General features: G+C 66.3%; 14 protein-coding genes. 3 read left to right on the top strand and 11 right to left on the bottom strand.

Features of this window, described 5'->3' with window-relative positions; all coding sequences use genetic code 11:
- The first annotated feature begins 36 nt into the window (after positions 1-36).
- Positions 37-1,149, top strand: coding sequence for a CaiB/BaiF CoA transferase family protein (locus MB818_RS14780; protein ID WP_238905580.1), 1,113 nt, complete (start codon positions 37-39; stop codon positions 1,147-1,149).
- On the opposite strand, the gene MB818_RS14775 is transcribed toward MB818_RS14780, so the two are convergent.
- The 11 genes from MB818_RS14775 to MB818_RS14725 all read right to left on the bottom strand — a co-directional run bounded on the left by MB818_RS14775 (position 1,144) and on the right by MB818_RS14725 (position 13,401).
- Positions 1,144-1,581, bottom strand: a complete 438-nt coding sequence (locus tag MB818_RS14775; protein WP_011046570.1) for a MarR family winged helix-turn-helix transcriptional regulator — start codon at positions 1,579-1,581, stop codon at positions 1,144-1,146. The two genes, MB818_RS14780 and MB818_RS14775, sit on opposite strands and share 6 nt — an antisense overlap.
- Positions 1,582-1,643: 62 nt before the next feature.
- On the bottom strand, positions 1,644-2,345 hold the full coding sequence (locus tag MB818_RS14770) for an ABC transporter ATP-binding protein (RefSeq protein ID WP_238905579.1): 702 nt from the start codon (positions 2,343-2,345) through the stop codon (positions 1,644-1,646).
- On the bottom strand, positions 2,338-3,111 hold the full coding sequence (locus tag MB818_RS14765; protein ID WP_234140024.1) for an ABC transporter ATP-binding protein: 774 nt from the start codon (positions 3,109-3,111) through the stop codon (positions 2,338-2,340). The genes MB818_RS14770 and MB818_RS14765 overlap by 8 nt, the downstream gene beginning before the upstream one ends.
- Positions 3,108-4,952, bottom strand: a complete 1,845-nt coding sequence (locus MB818_RS14760) for an ABC transporter permease (RefSeq protein WP_238905578.1) — start codon at positions 4,950-4,952, stop codon at positions 3,108-3,110. The genes MB818_RS14765 and MB818_RS14760 overlap by 4 nt, the downstream gene beginning before the upstream one ends.
- 66 nt (positions 4,953-5,018) lie before the next feature.
- On the bottom strand, positions 5,019-6,233 hold the full coding sequence (locus MB818_RS14755) for an ABC transporter substrate-binding protein (protein WP_238905577.1): 1,215 nt from the start codon (positions 6,231-6,233) through the stop codon (positions 5,019-5,021).
- Positions 6,234-6,325: 92 nt separating this feature from the next.
- Entirely contained in the window at positions 6,326-6,907 is a 582-nt protein-coding gene (locus MB818_RS14750; protein ID WP_234177949.1) for an amino acid synthesis family protein, read from the bottom strand.
- Complete coding sequence (locus MB818_RS14745) at positions 6,904-7,485, bottom strand: amino acid synthesis family protein (protein ID WP_238905576.1); 582 nt, start codon at positions 7,483-7,485, stop codon at positions 6,904-6,906. The genes MB818_RS14750 and MB818_RS14745 overlap by 4 nt, the downstream gene beginning before the upstream one ends.
- Complete coding sequence (locus MB818_RS14740) at positions 7,478-8,347, bottom strand: UPF0280 family protein (protein WP_238905574.1); 870 nt, start codon at positions 8,345-8,347, stop codon at positions 7,478-7,480. Before MB818_RS14740 ends, MB818_RS14745 begins: the two co-directional genes overlap by 8 nt.
- Positions 8,344-9,837: a 6-hydroxynicotinate reductase gene (locus MB818_RS14735; RefSeq protein ID WP_238905573.1), complete on the bottom strand. Its 1,494-nt coding sequence runs from the start codon at positions 9,835-9,837 to the stop codon at positions 8,344-8,346. The genes MB818_RS14740 and MB818_RS14735 overlap by 4 nt, the downstream gene beginning before the upstream one ends.
- Positions 9,830-12,574, bottom strand: coding sequence for a molybdopterin-dependent oxidoreductase (locus MB818_RS14730; protein ID WP_238905571.1), 2,745 nt, complete (start codon positions 12,572-12,574; stop codon positions 9,830-9,832). Before MB818_RS14730 ends, MB818_RS14735 begins: the two co-directional genes overlap by 8 nt.
- Positions 12,574-13,401: an FAD binding domain-containing protein gene (locus tag MB818_RS14725; protein WP_238905569.1), complete on the bottom strand. Its 828-nt coding sequence runs from the start codon at positions 13,399-13,401 to the stop codon at positions 12,574-12,576. The genes MB818_RS14730 and MB818_RS14725 overlap by 1 nt, the downstream gene beginning before the upstream one ends.
- 149 nt (positions 13,402-13,550) lie before the next feature.
- Here MB818_RS14725 and MB818_RS14720 point away from each other — a divergent pair, with 149 nt between their 5' ends.
- Together MB818_RS14720 and MB818_RS14715 are read left to right on the top strand one after the other, a co-directional pair.
- Positions 13,551-14,432, top strand: a complete 882-nt coding sequence (locus tag MB818_RS14720; RefSeq protein WP_234143107.1) for a LysR family transcriptional regulator — start codon at positions 13,551-13,553, stop codon at positions 14,430-14,432.
- 84 nt (positions 14,433-14,516) lie between these two features.
- Positions 14,517-14,792: NAD(P)H-dependent oxidoreductase subunit E (locus MB818_RS14715; RefSeq protein WP_238905568.1), on the top strand; the 276-nt coding region annotated here is incomplete at its 3' end.

The following is a 14,792-nucleotide window of genomic DNA, read 5'->3' as shown; positions in this document are numbered from 1 at the left end:
CTGCCCTGACGTCACCGGCAGGGAAAGGGCAGGCAGATGAGCGCACCGTTGCAAGGGCTGAAAGTGGTCGAACTGGCCCGCATTCTGGCGGGGCCATGGATCGGCCAGACCCTAGCCGATCTGGGCGCCGAAGTGCTCAAGGTCGAAAGCCCCGAGGGCGACGACACCCGCAAATGGGGCCCCCCCTTCATCGAGCGCGAGGGCGACCGCTCGGCCGCCTATTTCCATGGTGCAAACCGGGGCAAGACCTCGATCGCGCTGGATTTCGGGGATGCGGGAGATCGCGACAAGCTGCTCGACCTGATCCGCGAGGCGGATGTGCTGATCGAGAATTTCAAGGTCGGCGGGCTGAAGAAATTCGGCCTCGATTATGACAGCGTCAAAGAGGTCAACCCGCGCCTTGTCTATTGCTCGGTCACCGGGTTTGGACAGGACGGCCCCTATGCTCATCGGGCGGGCTATGACTTCCTGATCCAGGGCATGAGCGGCATCATGGACCTGACCGGCGACCCGGCGGGCGAGCCGCAAAAGATCGGCGTGGCCTTTGCCGATATCTTTACCGGGCTTTACGGCGTCATCGGCATTCAGGCGGCGCTGGCCGAACGCGAACGCTCGGGGCTGGGCCAGCATGTGGATCTCAGCCTGCTCGACTGCATGACCGGGGTGCTGGCCAACCAGGCGATGAACTTCCTTGCCTCGGGGCAATGCCCGACACGTCTGGGCAATGCCCATCCCAATATCGTGCCCTATCAGGTGTTCCCGGTGGCTGATGGCCATATCATCATCGCATGTGGCAATGACCGGCAATATGGCACGCTCTGCACCATCCTCGGGGTGGCCGAGCTGATCAATGACCCACGCTTTGCCACCAATCCAGACCGGGTCGCGCACCGGGCCGAGATGACCGAGTTGCTGACGGCGGCCTGCCTGAAATGGACCAAGGCGGATCTGCTGGCCGCGCTGGAGCAGGGCGGCGTACCGGGTGGGCCGATCAACTCGGTGGCCGAGGCGCTGGCCGACCCGCAGATCGCCCATCGCGGCATGCGGATCGAGCCCGAGGGTGTACCCGGCCTGCGCACGCCGATCCGGTTTTCGCGCTCGGAGCTGGTGCTGGACAAGGCCTCGCCGAAAAGGCCGGTCAGATCATGACAGCTTGGCCAGCAGCCTGAGAAAGCTGCGCTGTTCGGTGGGGGACAGGGGGGCGAGCGTGTCGGCGGTGATGCGTGCGCCCGCGTCCTTCATGCGGGCCACCAGGGCCGCGCCCTGCGGCGAGAGCGAGATCAGCATCCGCCGCTTGTCGCCCGGATCGGGCTCGGCCAGCGTCAGCCCCTTCTGCCGCAGCCGATCGACCACGCCCTTGATCGTGGCCACGTCCATCGCGGCCAGTCGGCCCAGCTGGTTTTGCGAGCATTTGCCATGTTCGGACAGCCGCACCAGCGCGGCGAACTGGGTCGCGGTCAGCCCCTCGATGGTCTGCGACTGAAAGATCGCGGCATGACGCTGGCTGGCCAGCCGCAGCAGATAGCCCACCTGATCGTCCAGCCGATAGGGCTCTGCCCCGTGTTGCGCCGTGTCGTCCATCACCCTGTGCACCGGAATTTCCAATGACCCGCCTTACCGCAAGGGCAGGCAGGTCACAACCGTCAGACCGCCAGATACTGGGCCGAGACCTCGGGGCGGGCGTCGAGATCGGCAAAATCCCCCTCGTAGCGCATGGTGCCCTTTTCGATGATATAGGCCCGGTCCGACACTTCGCGCGCGAAATGCAGGTTCTGTTCGGACAGCAGCACCGACAGCCCCTCGCGTTTCAGCTCCGATATGACATTGGCCATCTGCTCGACGATCACCGGGGCAATCCCTTCGCTCGGTTCGTCCAGCAGCACCAGCGAAGGGTTGCCCATCAGGGTGCGGGCGATGCTCAGCATCTGCTGCTCGCCCCCCGACAGCTGCTTGCCCAGGTTCTGGCGGCGCTCGGCGAGGTTGGGAAACAGTTGGAACAGGTGGTCGGTGGTCCAGTGCGGCGCGCCCTCTCGGGCGGGGCGGCGGCCCACTTCGAGGTTTTCTTCGACCGTCAACTCGCCAAAGATGCGCCGGTCTTCGGGGACATAACCGATCCCGGCGCGGCAGATCAGATGCGACGCCCGGCCCAGGATGCTCGCACCGTCAAGGCGGATGCTGCCGCCGGTCTGGCGCACAAGCCCCATCACCGATTTCATGGTGGTGGATTTGCCCGCGCCATTGCGGCCCAACAGCGCCACCACCTCGTTACGGCCCAGTGTCAGCGACACGCCGTTCAGGATTTGCGCGCGCCCATATCGGGCGGTGAGGCTGTCGATCTCAAGCATTGCCGCGCTCCTTCTCGAACAGGCGGCCGCCGCCCAGATAGACCTCTTGTACCAGCGGGTTGGCACGGATCTCGGCGCCGGTGCCCTCGGCGATCAACCGGCCGCGATTGAGCACAAGGATCCGGTGGGCATGGGCAAAGACCACGTCCATGTCATGTTCGGTGAACACGACCGAGACATGCCCGCGCGCCACGATATCCGCCGTCAGCGCCATCAGCGCCACGCGCTCGGACGGGGCCATTCCGGCAGTGGGTTCGTCCATCAACAAGAGAGCCGGTTCATGCGCCAGCGCAATCGCCAGTTCCAGCCGCTTCAGGTCGCCATAGGCCAGTTCCGAACAGGGCCGGTCCGCCTGTTCACGCATCGAAACCAGATCGAGCAGCGCCATCGCCTCGTCCAGATACATCCGCGTCGCCCGCGAGAACAGGTCATAGACCCGGCGGTGATGCGAGATCAGCGCCATCTGCACATTCTCCCGCACCGTCATCGACAAAAAGGTCGCGGTGATCTGAAAGGTGCGTCCGACCCCCAAGCGCCAGATCCGGCGCGGCGGCGTGCCGATCAACTCGCGCCCGTTCAGTTTGACCGAACCCGCGCTGGGCGGCAGATAGCCGTTGAGCATGTTGAAACAGGTGGTCTTGCCCGCGCCATTGGGGCCGATCAGGGCGAGGAACTCACCCTGTCTCAACTCAAAGCTGACATCGTCGACCGCCTGTACCCCGCCAAAGGCCTTGGACAGGCCGCGTACCTCAAGAACCGGGGTCATGCCGCATCCCTCCGCACCAGCTGGATCAGCCGCCGGACACCGCCCGCGATCCCGTCAGGCGCCAGCAGGACCACCGTCAGGATGATGCCGCCGAAGATGAACCGCCAGTAGTCGAGCCGGCTGACCCAATCCTCGATCAGCACCATCGCCATGGCGCCATAGACCGGCCCCGCCAGCGCATGGATGCCGCCCAACAGGACCATGATCAGCCCGTCGATACTGTGCCCGATGCTGAGCGCGTCGGGAAAGACCGAGCCCTTGGAGAACACGAACACGACGCCCGCCAGCCCCGCCAGCGTTCCGGCCAGCGTAAAGCCCATCCATTGATGGAACCTGGTGTCGATGCCGATCGCCTCGGCCCGGATGCGGCTGTCACGGACCCCGCGCAGGGTATAGCCAAAGGGCGAATGCGCCACGCGTCTCAGCAGCCAGATACCGCCCAGGCAGAGGATCAGCGCCAGATAGAAATAGACCCGGTCGGACGAGGCCCATTCGGCGGGCCAGACGCCCAGTATGCCGTCGTCACCGCCGGTGACATCCTGCCATTGGAACGTGACACCCCACAGGATCTGCGCCGCCGCCATGGTCAGCATCGCCAGATAGACGCCCGACAAGCGCACGCAGAACCAGCCAAAGAAGAGCGCCGCCAGCGCCGCCGCCACCGGCCCCAGCGCCATGGCGGGCAGCATGCCCCAGCCCAGCATCTTGACCGCCATCGCGGCGGCATAGGCGCCGACGCCGAAATAGGCCGCATGCCCGAAACTGACCATGCCGCCGATGCCCATCATGAAGTGTAGCGACACCGCAAAGAGGGTCGCCACCATCACATCGACCAGCAGGATGGTGGTGAAATCCGACACCACCGCGGGGCTGAAGGCGAGCATCGCGACCAGCGCCAGCAGCACCATGGTCGATCTCTGATCCAAGAGGCGCAGCGGCTGTTCCGGCTCTTCCGCGCCGCCATGCTCGCTGCCGGGGCGGCCGAACAGCCCATAGGGCCGTACGATCAGCACCGCCGCCATCACGACAAAGGGCAGCACGATGGAGACCTGCGGAAAGATCAGGATGGCAAAGGCATTGAGGACCGAAATCAGCACAGCGGCGACAAAGGCCCCCGTGACGCTGCCCATACCGCCGATCACCACCACCACAAAGGCCTCGCCGATGATCGACAGGTCCATTTGCAGCGACACCGCCTCGCGCGGGATTTGCAATGCGCCGCCCAGCCCGGCCAGGGCCGAGCCCAGCACGAAGGCGGCCGAGAACAGCCAGGCCTGATTGACGCCCAGGGCGCCCACCATCTCGCGGTCTTGCGTGGCCGCGCGCACCAGCACGCCCCAGCGGGTGCGGTGGAATACCAGCCAGATCGCCGCCAGCACGGCGGGGCCGATGGCGATCAGCGCCAGATCGTATTCGGGGATCGGTTCGCCCATCAGGCGCACCGCGCGGTCAAGGCCGGGCGCGCGTGGCCCCAACAGGTCCTCGGCCCCCCAGATCGCCAGCGTCAGGTCCTGCACGATCAAAACGACACCAAATGTGGCGACCAGCTGGAACAGTTCCGGCGCCCGGTAGATGCGGCGCAGGATGGTCAGTTCCACCACCAGCCCGATGCCGCCCACCAGCACCGCCGCCGCCAGCACGCTGAACCAGTAGCCCGGTATGCCGCCCTGTAACGTGGTCACCAGCGTATAGGCCAGATAGGCCCCCAGCATGTAGAACGAGCCATGGGCGAAGTTCACGATCCGGGTCACGCCGAAGATGATCGACAGGCCCGACGCGATCAGGAACAGCGAGGACGCGTTCGCCAGTCCCGTCAGCAATTGTGCGAGATAAAAGCCCATCAGGCCGGTCTTCCTCTGGTCAGGTCAGGGTCCCGAGGGGCGCATGGCCCCTCGGGTTTCAGGGCGTTACTCCGCCGGGCGCAGCTTGGCGGCCTCTTCCTCGGAGGGCAGATAGGCCGCGCCATCGGCATAGGTCCAGTCCACCATCTTGGGCTGGCCATCAACCAGCGCGGTCTTGCCCACATAGGCGCCCATGGTCGACTGGTGGTCGGCGGCGCGGAACATGAACGGGCCGGTCGGGCTGCTGCTCACTTCCAGACCTTCCATCGCGGCCAGCATCGCCTCGGTGTCGGTCGATCCGGCCTTGGTGATCGCTGCGGCAATCGACAGGACCGAGTTGTAACCCACGATCGAGCCGGTCTTGGGCGCTTCGCCGAACTTGGCCATATAGGCCTCGGCGAATGCCTTGTGCTCGGGCGTGTCGATATCGGTCGAGGGATAGCCGGTGACGATCCAGCCATTCGGCGTCTCGCCCTGAAGCGGCTCGAGATACTCGGGCTCGCCCGTCAGCAGCGACACCACCGGGCGGTCGTCGAACAGGTAACGCAGAGAGCCTTCGCGCACGAACTTGGCAAGATCACCGCCAAAGGTGACGTTATAGATCGCGTCAGGCTTCGATGCCTCAAGCGCGCGCACGGTGGGGCCTGCGTCGATCTTGAAGACCGGCGGCCACTGCTCCTCGACAAATTCCACATCGGGACGCAGGCGTGTCAGTTCCGCCTTGAAGGCCGCGACCGCGTCCTGACCATAGGCATAGTTGGGCGCCACCGTGGCCCATTTCACCGCATCCAGCTTGGCCGCCTGTTCGGCCAGCATGGCGGCCTGCATATGGGTCGAGGGGCGCAGGCGATAGGTATATTTGTTGCCCTTGGACCAGACGAGCGCGTCCGAGAGTGGCTCGGAGGCCAGGAAGAACACCTGCTTCTGGTTCGCGAAATCCGCGACCGCCAGCCCGATATTGGACAGGAAGGTGCCAAAGATCATCACCGCGCCTTCCTTGGCGATCAGCTCTTCGGCGATGCGGATGGCGGTGGCCGGGTCGCCGGTATCGTCGCGGCTGACCACGACAAGGTCCTTGCCCAGCACGCCGCCAGCGGCGTTGATCTGCTCAATGGCCAGTTCCCAGCCCTTCTTGTAAGGCTCGGTAAAGGCGGGCAGGCGGGTATAGCTGTTCACCTCGCCCAGCACGATGGTATCGGCCGCGCGGGCGATCTGAGGCGTCAGTGCCGCCAGCGGCAATGCGGCCAGAGCGCCCAGAACGGTACGTCTGATCAGTGTCATGTCATTTCCCTCCGGTTGATCTGTTGGTCTCAAACGGGCCGGTTGCTCCGGCCTCTGTCTGGGCGGCCCGCCCGTGGGGCAGGCCGCGAGGCTCATCTCAGGCCGTCCTTGCCTTCGGCCGCGTCATGGGTCAGCCCGCCGACACGCGGCAGCGGGCGGCCGCTGTCGGTAACGGCAACCGCCACCATGATCTCGTTTGCGCGCGGCGCATCGTTCAGCCGCACCTCGATCCCGTCGAAATGGCTGCGGACATAGGCCGCGTCCTTGTGGCCCAGCGGTACGTCCAGCACCTGTCCCGGGCTGCCCATCTTCTTGGACGAGGGCACCAGCGCCGCGCCTTTTTCCACCGCCTTGCGCAGGGGCGCGCCCAGTTTCGGATGCAGGATGGCGGCGGCATGTTCCAGTTCGCCATTCTCGCCCACCATCGCGGATTTGCCATAGCTTTCGGCCTGCTCGGGCGCGATCCCCAGCGCCTGAACACAGCGCTCGCCCAACAGAGCGCCCAGCTCGGCACCGGTCTCCATCAGCTCACCCAGATCCTCGACATAGCGCCCGGCAAACGGGTTCTCGATCACCGCCACCGCCACCGCCTTGCGGGTGGGCGGGGATATCTCGCGGCCCGCCTCGATCCGGGTTTCCTCTATGAATACAGCGATCTTGCGGATCTTGGTCATCTCAGCCCGTCCTCTCCCTTGATCTGCCAGGCCTCCAGCCCGCCCGCGCGGGAATGCACCCGCGGGCCGGTGCTCATAACCAGCACCAGCGCCATCTCGTCGGCGCGGGGGGCGTCGTTGCAGCCGACCTCCATACTGTCGAAATGGCTGCGCACGTAAGAGGCGTTGATATGGGTGATCGGCACGTCCAGCCGGGCGCCGACACCACCCACCTTTTTCGACGAGGGCACGATGGCATTGGCGGTGCCCAAGAGCTGCCGCATCGCATAGCCCCCCGGCGCATGCCAGAGCGCGCCATGTTCCAGCTCTCCCGCCTCGCCGATCAGGGCGCCCTTGCCATAGCCCTCGATTTGTTCCGGCCCGCCGAGCATCTCCAGAAGCTGCTGCGCCATGCTCAGGCCTAGGGGTTTGAGATCCTCCATGAACCCCTGGATCTCGGGTTCATACCGCCCGGCAAAGGGGTTCTTGAGGATGCTCATGACCGAGGCCCGGCGCAGCGGGGTTGCGGCCACCGGGCCGCCCTCGTGCCAGATCTCTTCCAGTGCCGAAACGGTTTTTCTGAGGATCAGGTCAGGCAAGGGCAAGGCTCCTTTCAGGGGCGGTCACGGGGATGGCGCCGGCATGGCGGGCCTGTCCGCGCAAGGACAGATGGGCGGCACGAATGTGTCCGGCGGCGATCAATTCACTTGCCAGTTTCTGCCCGTTTTCAAGGGCATGCAAGACCTCGTTGCGGGCAAGGGCACCGCAATGGGTGATAACGGGGCGGTGGCCCAGATCGCTGTCATCTCTGACTGCGCAGGCAGGTTCGCGGCGGATCGCGGGGTGGCCGGGCAGGTCGGTCGCGTTGGCGATCAGCGTCGCGGCGGCATCGGCGGCGGCGGCGTTGCGGGCGAGCACGGTGACACTCTCGGCGATGCCGAGGCTGAGGCTGCGGCCACCCAGACCCGAGGTTGCGATGCCGCCGATCCCGTCGCTGGCGCCGACCGAGATGCGGCCAAGGTCGCGCCCGTCGGGCGTGGCCATGGCGAGGTTGAAATGAGCCTCGCCCCTCAGGTGCAGGGCGATATCGCCGCCGTTGTTCACATAGGCGCGGGTCAGCGGCGCGGCGGCCAGCATCGCGGCCAGCACCTCGTCGGCCACACCACCGGCAACGGCGGCCATGCGGGTGAGGCGCAACGCCATCAGCGGGCGGCAGGTGGCGTCCATGCGCCGGGCCACCGGGCCACGGGGCAGGGGCGCATCGGGGGTGAGTTCGGTTTTCAGGAGCGGCAGTTCACCGACCAGTTCCTCCAGCACCGTCTGGAACCGCGCGGTTGCGGCGGCAAACGCGGCCTTTCGCGCGCCCGGTCCGCCCTCGGCCCCGATGATCAGGTCAATGGGCCCGTGCTGCAAATGCAGCCGTTTGCCATCGGGCAGCAGGGCGGCGACAGCTCCGGTCATTCGTCCTCCCCCCGCGACCAGCGGTAATTCTCGCGCGCGTTGGGGTCCGGCTGGGTGTCGCGCTTGCCCAGCTTGCGGTCGCGTTCCGAAACCACTTGGGCCACCGGTTTGATTTCGCTGACATGGCCGCCGAGCGTGCCGTAATCGCTGACCCGCATGGTAAACTCGATGGGGGCCACCAGCGCGGGCGTGGGCACATAACCGAAGGAATTCGAGGGCATCTCGGTCACGTCCACCATCACGGTGATGCCGCCGCCGGGCCAGACATAGGCCGCCGCCCCGCCGCAGGACACATGGGTGAGCGAGGATTTCACCGATTTGGTCAGCCGCACCGGGTTCTCTGTCACGCCCGCGCGCAAGCTACCGCCCGCGCCCCCCATGAAGAGGACCGAACAGACCGAGGGTTCGCAGTTTTCCGCGATCAACTCGGCCGAGGCGCGCAGTTTCTCGGGGATCGGTACCGGTTGCGGCACCAGATCGGCGTCTAGCTCGTAATAGGCGAATTGCTCGCCCGTGGTGGAGACCATCATCAACCGCAGGCCGGGCCAGGCCACGTCTGGCTTGAATTTATCAAGGATGACCAGCGGGTCCTCGACATCGGTGCCGCCCCAGCCGGTGCCTGGATCGGCCACCTGGAAATAGCGGCCCGGGGTCGAGCGGCGGCCCTTGATGCGGATGCCGGTGGGCGGCACGTCGAGCATCTTGCCCGCCTGATGCTCGCTGAGCACGCCGGTGATGTGGTCGTCGACCACCACCACGTCATCGGCATGGCCCAGCCATTGTTTCGCGAACATGCCGATCGCGGCAGAACCGCAGCCGACGCGCATCAGCTTTTCCTCGGCCCCGTTGATGATGGGGGCGCGGCCCGCCTGCACGATCAGCGTGGTTTCATGGCCCGGCTCGCCGATCACCATCTCGACCGCTTCGCAATTGCACAGGCGCAGGAGCGCGTCACAGGTGACACGGCCCTCTTTCTTGGACCCGCCGGTCAGGTGCTCGACGCCGCCCAGCGACAGCATCTTGGAGCCATATTCGCTGGTCATCACATGGCCGATGGGCTCGCCATCGACCCGCACCACGTCGCGTTCATGGCCGATATGGCGGTCGGTGTCGATCTTCACCTTGACGCCGCAATAGGAGAAGATGCCCTCGGTCACCACGGTGACCATGTCGATGCCCTCGACCTGTTGGCTGACGATGAAGGGGGCGGGTTTGTAATCGGGATAGGTGGTGCCGGCACCGACGGCGGTGACAAAGGCGCGGTTCTGCTGGACGATGTTGCCGTCCCAGTCATCGCCTGTCTGCGCATCCTTGAGGAAGGGCACGACGCGGGTGCTGCCGCTTTCGATCACGGTGAGCGCATCGAGGCGGACCAGTTCGCCGCCATGGTTGGCATAGCGGTCGCAGGCGCCGGATTTGCCATCGGCGATATAGCAAAGCACCGGGCAGGCGTCGCAGCGGATTTTCTCGGGGCGGATACGGTCAGTCATGTCCGGCTTCCTTCAGCGCGGCGCGCAGGCGGGCGGGGGTGACGGGGGTCTGGCGGATCGAAACGCCGGTGGCGTGGCGGATCGCGTTCAGCAGTGCGGGGGCGGTCGGGATCAGGGCGTGTTCGCCCAGCCCCTTTGCACCGTATGGCCCGTGCTCATCCGGGTCCTCGATGATCAGGGTGTCGATCGGGGGCACGTCGCCGATGGTGGGGATCAGGTAGTCGTGCAGGTTGTCGGTGCGGCCGGGGATGTATTCCTCCATCAGCGCCATGCCGAGACCCTGGGCGATGCCGCCCTCGACCTGGCCCTCGACCAGGGCGGGGTTGACCGCGTGGCCCACGTCATGGGCGGCGGTAAAGCGGAGCGGGCGGATTGTGCCCAGCCGTGTGTCGATCTCGACCAACGCCAGATGGGCGGCATAGCCGAACTGGGCGTAAGGCACCCCCTGGCCGTTCTTGTCGAGCGGTTTGGTGGGCGGGTCATAGGTCTCGGAGGCGCCGAGGACATAGCCGTCGGCGTCCGTGGGCAGGTCGGAGAGGTCGATCACATGGGCGCGGCCATTGTCGGTGACGTGGATCCGGCCCTGTTCGAGCGTCAATGTGGCCTCGGGCCCGGCATTGACGCGAGTCAGGATCGCGGCGCGCAGCGCCGCGCCTGCCAGCTTTGCCGCATTGCCGGTGACAAAGGTCTGGCGCGAGGCCGAGGTCTTGCCCGCGTCGGGCGTCAGGTCGGTATCGGCGCCGATCAGTTCGATCCGGTGGGTCGGGATGCCAAGGGCCGTGGCAAAAAGCTGTGTGATGACGGTATTGGCGCCCTGGCCAATATCCATCGCCCCCTGATGCAGTACGAGTGTGCCATCGGCGCGGATGCCGCATTTGATGGTCGAGGGGTTGGGCAGCGAGGTGTTGCCGCAGCCATACCAGCCCGCCGCGATACCGACGCCGCGTTTCAGGACCGAGTTTTCGGCGTTGAAGGCCTCGGCCGCCGCGCGCTCGCGCGTCCAGTCGGGTTTCAGCGCTTCCAGGCAGGCACGGATGCCGACACCCTGGGTAAAGACCTGGCCGCAGACGGTGGGCTGGCCGGTGGTCAGCGCGTTTTTCAGGCGGAAGTCGAGCGGGTCCATCCCCAGTTTTTCGGCAAGCTCGTCGAACAGGGTTTCCTGGGCTATGGCGGCCTGTGGCACGCCAAAGCCGCGAAACGCACCCGAGGGCGGGCAATGGGTATGGATACCCTGCGCCTCGGCCCGGTAATCGCGGATGAAATAGGGGCCGGAACCATGCACAGGCACCCGGTTGGCCACGGTCGGCCCCCAGCTGGCATAGGCGCCGGTATTGAACCGACCTTGCAGCGCGAACCCCTTGAGCCGCCCGTCGGCACTGGCGCCGATGCGCAGGTGCAGCTCGGACGGGTGGCGCTTGGTGCTCATCTGCATCGACTGCACCCGGCTATAGGCCAGCCGCACCGGCTGTCCGGTCTTCAGCGCGGCAATCGCCAGATAGGGCTGCACCGACATGTCGAGTTTCGAGCCGAAACCGCCGCCGACGCCGGTGGGGATGATGCGGATGCGATCAGGACTGAGCCCCAGCACCATCTGGAGCCCGTCCCGGTCCAGCACCGGGGCCTGAGTGCAGGCATGCACCACCACCTTGTCGCCGTCCAGATAGGCATAGCCCGCCTCGGGCTCGATATAGGCATGTTCGACAAAGGGGGTGGCATAGCGCCCTTCGACCACCACGTCGCTTGCGGCCAGCGCCGCCTCGGCATCGCCACAGGCGACAAAACCGGTGACCATGACATTGCCCGCGCGGTCCGGGTGCAGCAGCGGCGCGCCGGGGGCGGTGGCGTCCGCAGTGTTTTCCACCGCGTCGAGCCGGGTCCATGTCACCGGGAAGAGGGAGAGGTCGAGCGTCGCGGCGACCTCGGGCGGGGCGACGATGGCGGCGACGGGTTCGCCGCGAAACCGGGTCTCCGTTTCGGCAAACACCGGCTGATCCTCGAACCCCGGCATCACGCCGAACCGGTTGCGGCCCGGCACGTCGGCGGTGGTCAGCACCGCCACCACGCCCGCGTGGGCGCTGTGCCAGCTCTCGATATCGCCCAGCGTGAAGCCCGCGCGGGGGTAGGGCGCGCCGACCAGCAGGATCTCCAGCGTGCCCATGGGGGCAACATCGTCGCCATAGGCCTCGGTTCCCGCCACCTTGCCGACGCCATCCAGCCGGGGGATGGCGGCGCCGGAATGTCCGTCGCCCGCAGGGGCGGTGGGCAGAGGTGCGCCCGCCTGCATCACCGCCTGGATGATCTTGCGATAGCCGGTGCAGCGGCAGAGCACGCCGCCAAGTGCGTCCTGAACCTGCGCCTCGGTCGGCTGCGGGGTTTCGCGCAGCAAAGCGGTCGCCGCCACCATCATGCCGGGGGTGCAGATGCCGCATTGCGCCGCGCCATGGGCGAGGAAACTGTCGCTGAGCTTCTGCGCCACCGGATCGGTGGCAAGCCCCTTGAGCGTGTCCACCCGGCGGCCCGCCACCTGATGGGCAGGGGTCAGGCAGGCGCAGACGGGTGCGCCATCGACCAGCACGGTACAGGCGCCGCAATCGCCCGCGTCGCAGCCCACCTTGACCTCGCGCGCGCCGCAACGCTCGCGCAGCATCCGCGAGAGGCGTTCGCCCGGTTGCGGGGTGGCGCGCGCGGGCGCACCGTTCAGGGTGAAATCTGTTGTTGTGGACAAGGGACGGTCCATCACTGTCCTCCTGCCGCGCGGATGGCGCGGGCGATCTGCTCGGCCACCGCGTCCAGCCGGTATCCGGCGCTGCCACGCACGTCGTCGATGGGCGAGAGCGGGGTGAGGTGATCCTGGGTGACGGCCACCTGATCGGGTCGCTGGCCGATCAGGTCGCGTTCCAGCCCGCTCAGCCGCTGCGCCACCGGCGAACAGGCGCCCACGGCGACGCAGGCATGGTCGATCCGCCCCTGCGCGTCGCATCCGATCACCACCGCCACCATGGCGATGGAAATCACCAGATAGCGTCGCGCTCCCAGCTTGACAAAGGCGCCGCGCGCATGGGCGGGCGGATCGGGCAGCAGAAGGGCACTGACCAACTCGCCCGGTTGCAGGGCGGTGCGGCGGACACCGGTCAGAAACTCGGATAGCGGCAGCACCCGCTGGCCGGTGGTCGAGGTCAGCTCGACCCGCGCCTCAAGCGTCAGCAGCGGCGGCACCCCATCGGCGGCGGGCGAGGCATTGCACAGGTTGCCCGCAACCGTGCCCGCATTCTGGATCTGGATGCTGCCCACCTCGCGCGCAGCGGCGCGCAAGCCGTCAAAGGCGGGCGGCAGGTCGGCCCGCGCGATTTGGGTCCACGTGGTGGTGGCGCCGATGCGCCAGCCCTCGTCCCCCCGGCTGATGCCCTGAAGGGCCGCGATCCGCGTCAGATCAAGGATGTCGCCGCCAAACGGTGCCGCCCCTTGTGCCGGATAGACATCGGTGCCGCCGGCGACAACGCGCATGTCCCTCTCGGCAAGGCGGTCGAGCGCCTCCTTCAGTGAGGCAGGGGCGTGATAGGCCATGAGCGTCGTCTCGTCCGTCCGGTGGATTTCATTTGTACGCTAACGGTATTTCCCGGTTTCGATTCGTGTCAACCGCTTGTTGGAAACCGGGCTGTTGTTGCGGGCCGTCTGGTCTATTGTGGCGCACGGAGCGGACCGGGAACAGAGATTTGATCGAACTGCGCGACCTGCAATTGCTCAGCGCCCTGGCGCGGCATCGACACTTTGCCAAGGCGGCCGAGGATTGCGGAATCTCGCAACCGGCCTTTTCGATGCGCATCCGCAATCTCGAAGAGCGGCTGGGTGTCACTATCGTGCGCCGTGCCAACCGGTTTCAGGGCCTGACCGAAGAAGGCGAGATGATCGTGCGCCGCGCCCGCCGCATCCTGGGCGATGCCAAGGCGCTGGAACAAGAGGTCGCGGCGGTCCGGGGCGAGATTTCGGGCGCGCTGATCCTGGGGGTGATCCCGACCGCGCTGGCCTTTACCGGGCGGCTGGTGCGGCGGCTGCATCAGGCGCATCCGCGGATCGTGGCGCGGATCGATTCGATGTCCTCGACCGCGATCCAGCAGGGGCTGGACGAAGGCACGATTGACGCGGGCATCACCTATGGCGACAGCATCGGCACCGATCTGCGCCATGTGCAGCCACTCTACGAGGAAACCTATGTGCTGCTGGTGCCCGCGCATCTGACCGAGGCGACCGGGCCGGTTCCCTGGGCGCGGGTGGCCGATTTCCCGCTCTGCCTGCTGGAGCCGCAGATGCAGAACCGGCGCATCCTGGACCGGATATTCGCCGAACAGGGTCTGCATCCGCGCATCGTGGCCGAGACCAGCGGCTTTACTGCAGCGATGGTAATGGCGCGCGAGGGGCTGGCGGCCGCCGTTGTGCCGCGCGTTCTGGTTCGGGCGCTGGGCGATCTGCGCGGCACAAAAGTGTTGCCGCTGGTCGAACCCGAAGTGTCCAAACCCATTGCGCTGGCCACGCTGGACCGCGATCCGGAACTGCCGACGGTGACGGCCCTGCGGCAGGTGGTTGCCTCATTGCGGTGATAAGGCGTCGTTATCGTGCGTTCGAAAGATGCGATTTGACGATATCTTATTCTGATGAGAGACGGGCTCTGATCGGAGGGCGACATGGCACCATTGGACAGCAAATCATCAGGCGGCGAACCGGGCGTATGGAAGAGTGGGCGTGGTCGTGGGCGTCGATTGCCGAAGGGTCGTGTTTACAGCGATGAGGGTTTGGCGGCTGTACGGGCTTTGTTGGGGGATCGTCCGCGGCGGCGGGATTTGCTGATCGAGTTTCTGCACCTGATCCAGGACGCTTACGGTCATCTGTCGGCGGATCATCTTGCGGCTTTGGCGTTCGAGATGAAGCTGGGGCAGGCGGAGGTTTACGAGACCGCAACC

The organism is Ruegeria alba (genome assembly GCF_022321465.1).
Lineage (GTDB): Bacteria > Pseudomonadota > Alphaproteobacteria > Rhodobacterales > Rhodobacteraceae > Ruegeria_B > Ruegeria_B alba.
This window is presented reverse-complemented; position numbering and strand designations above follow the sequence as displayed.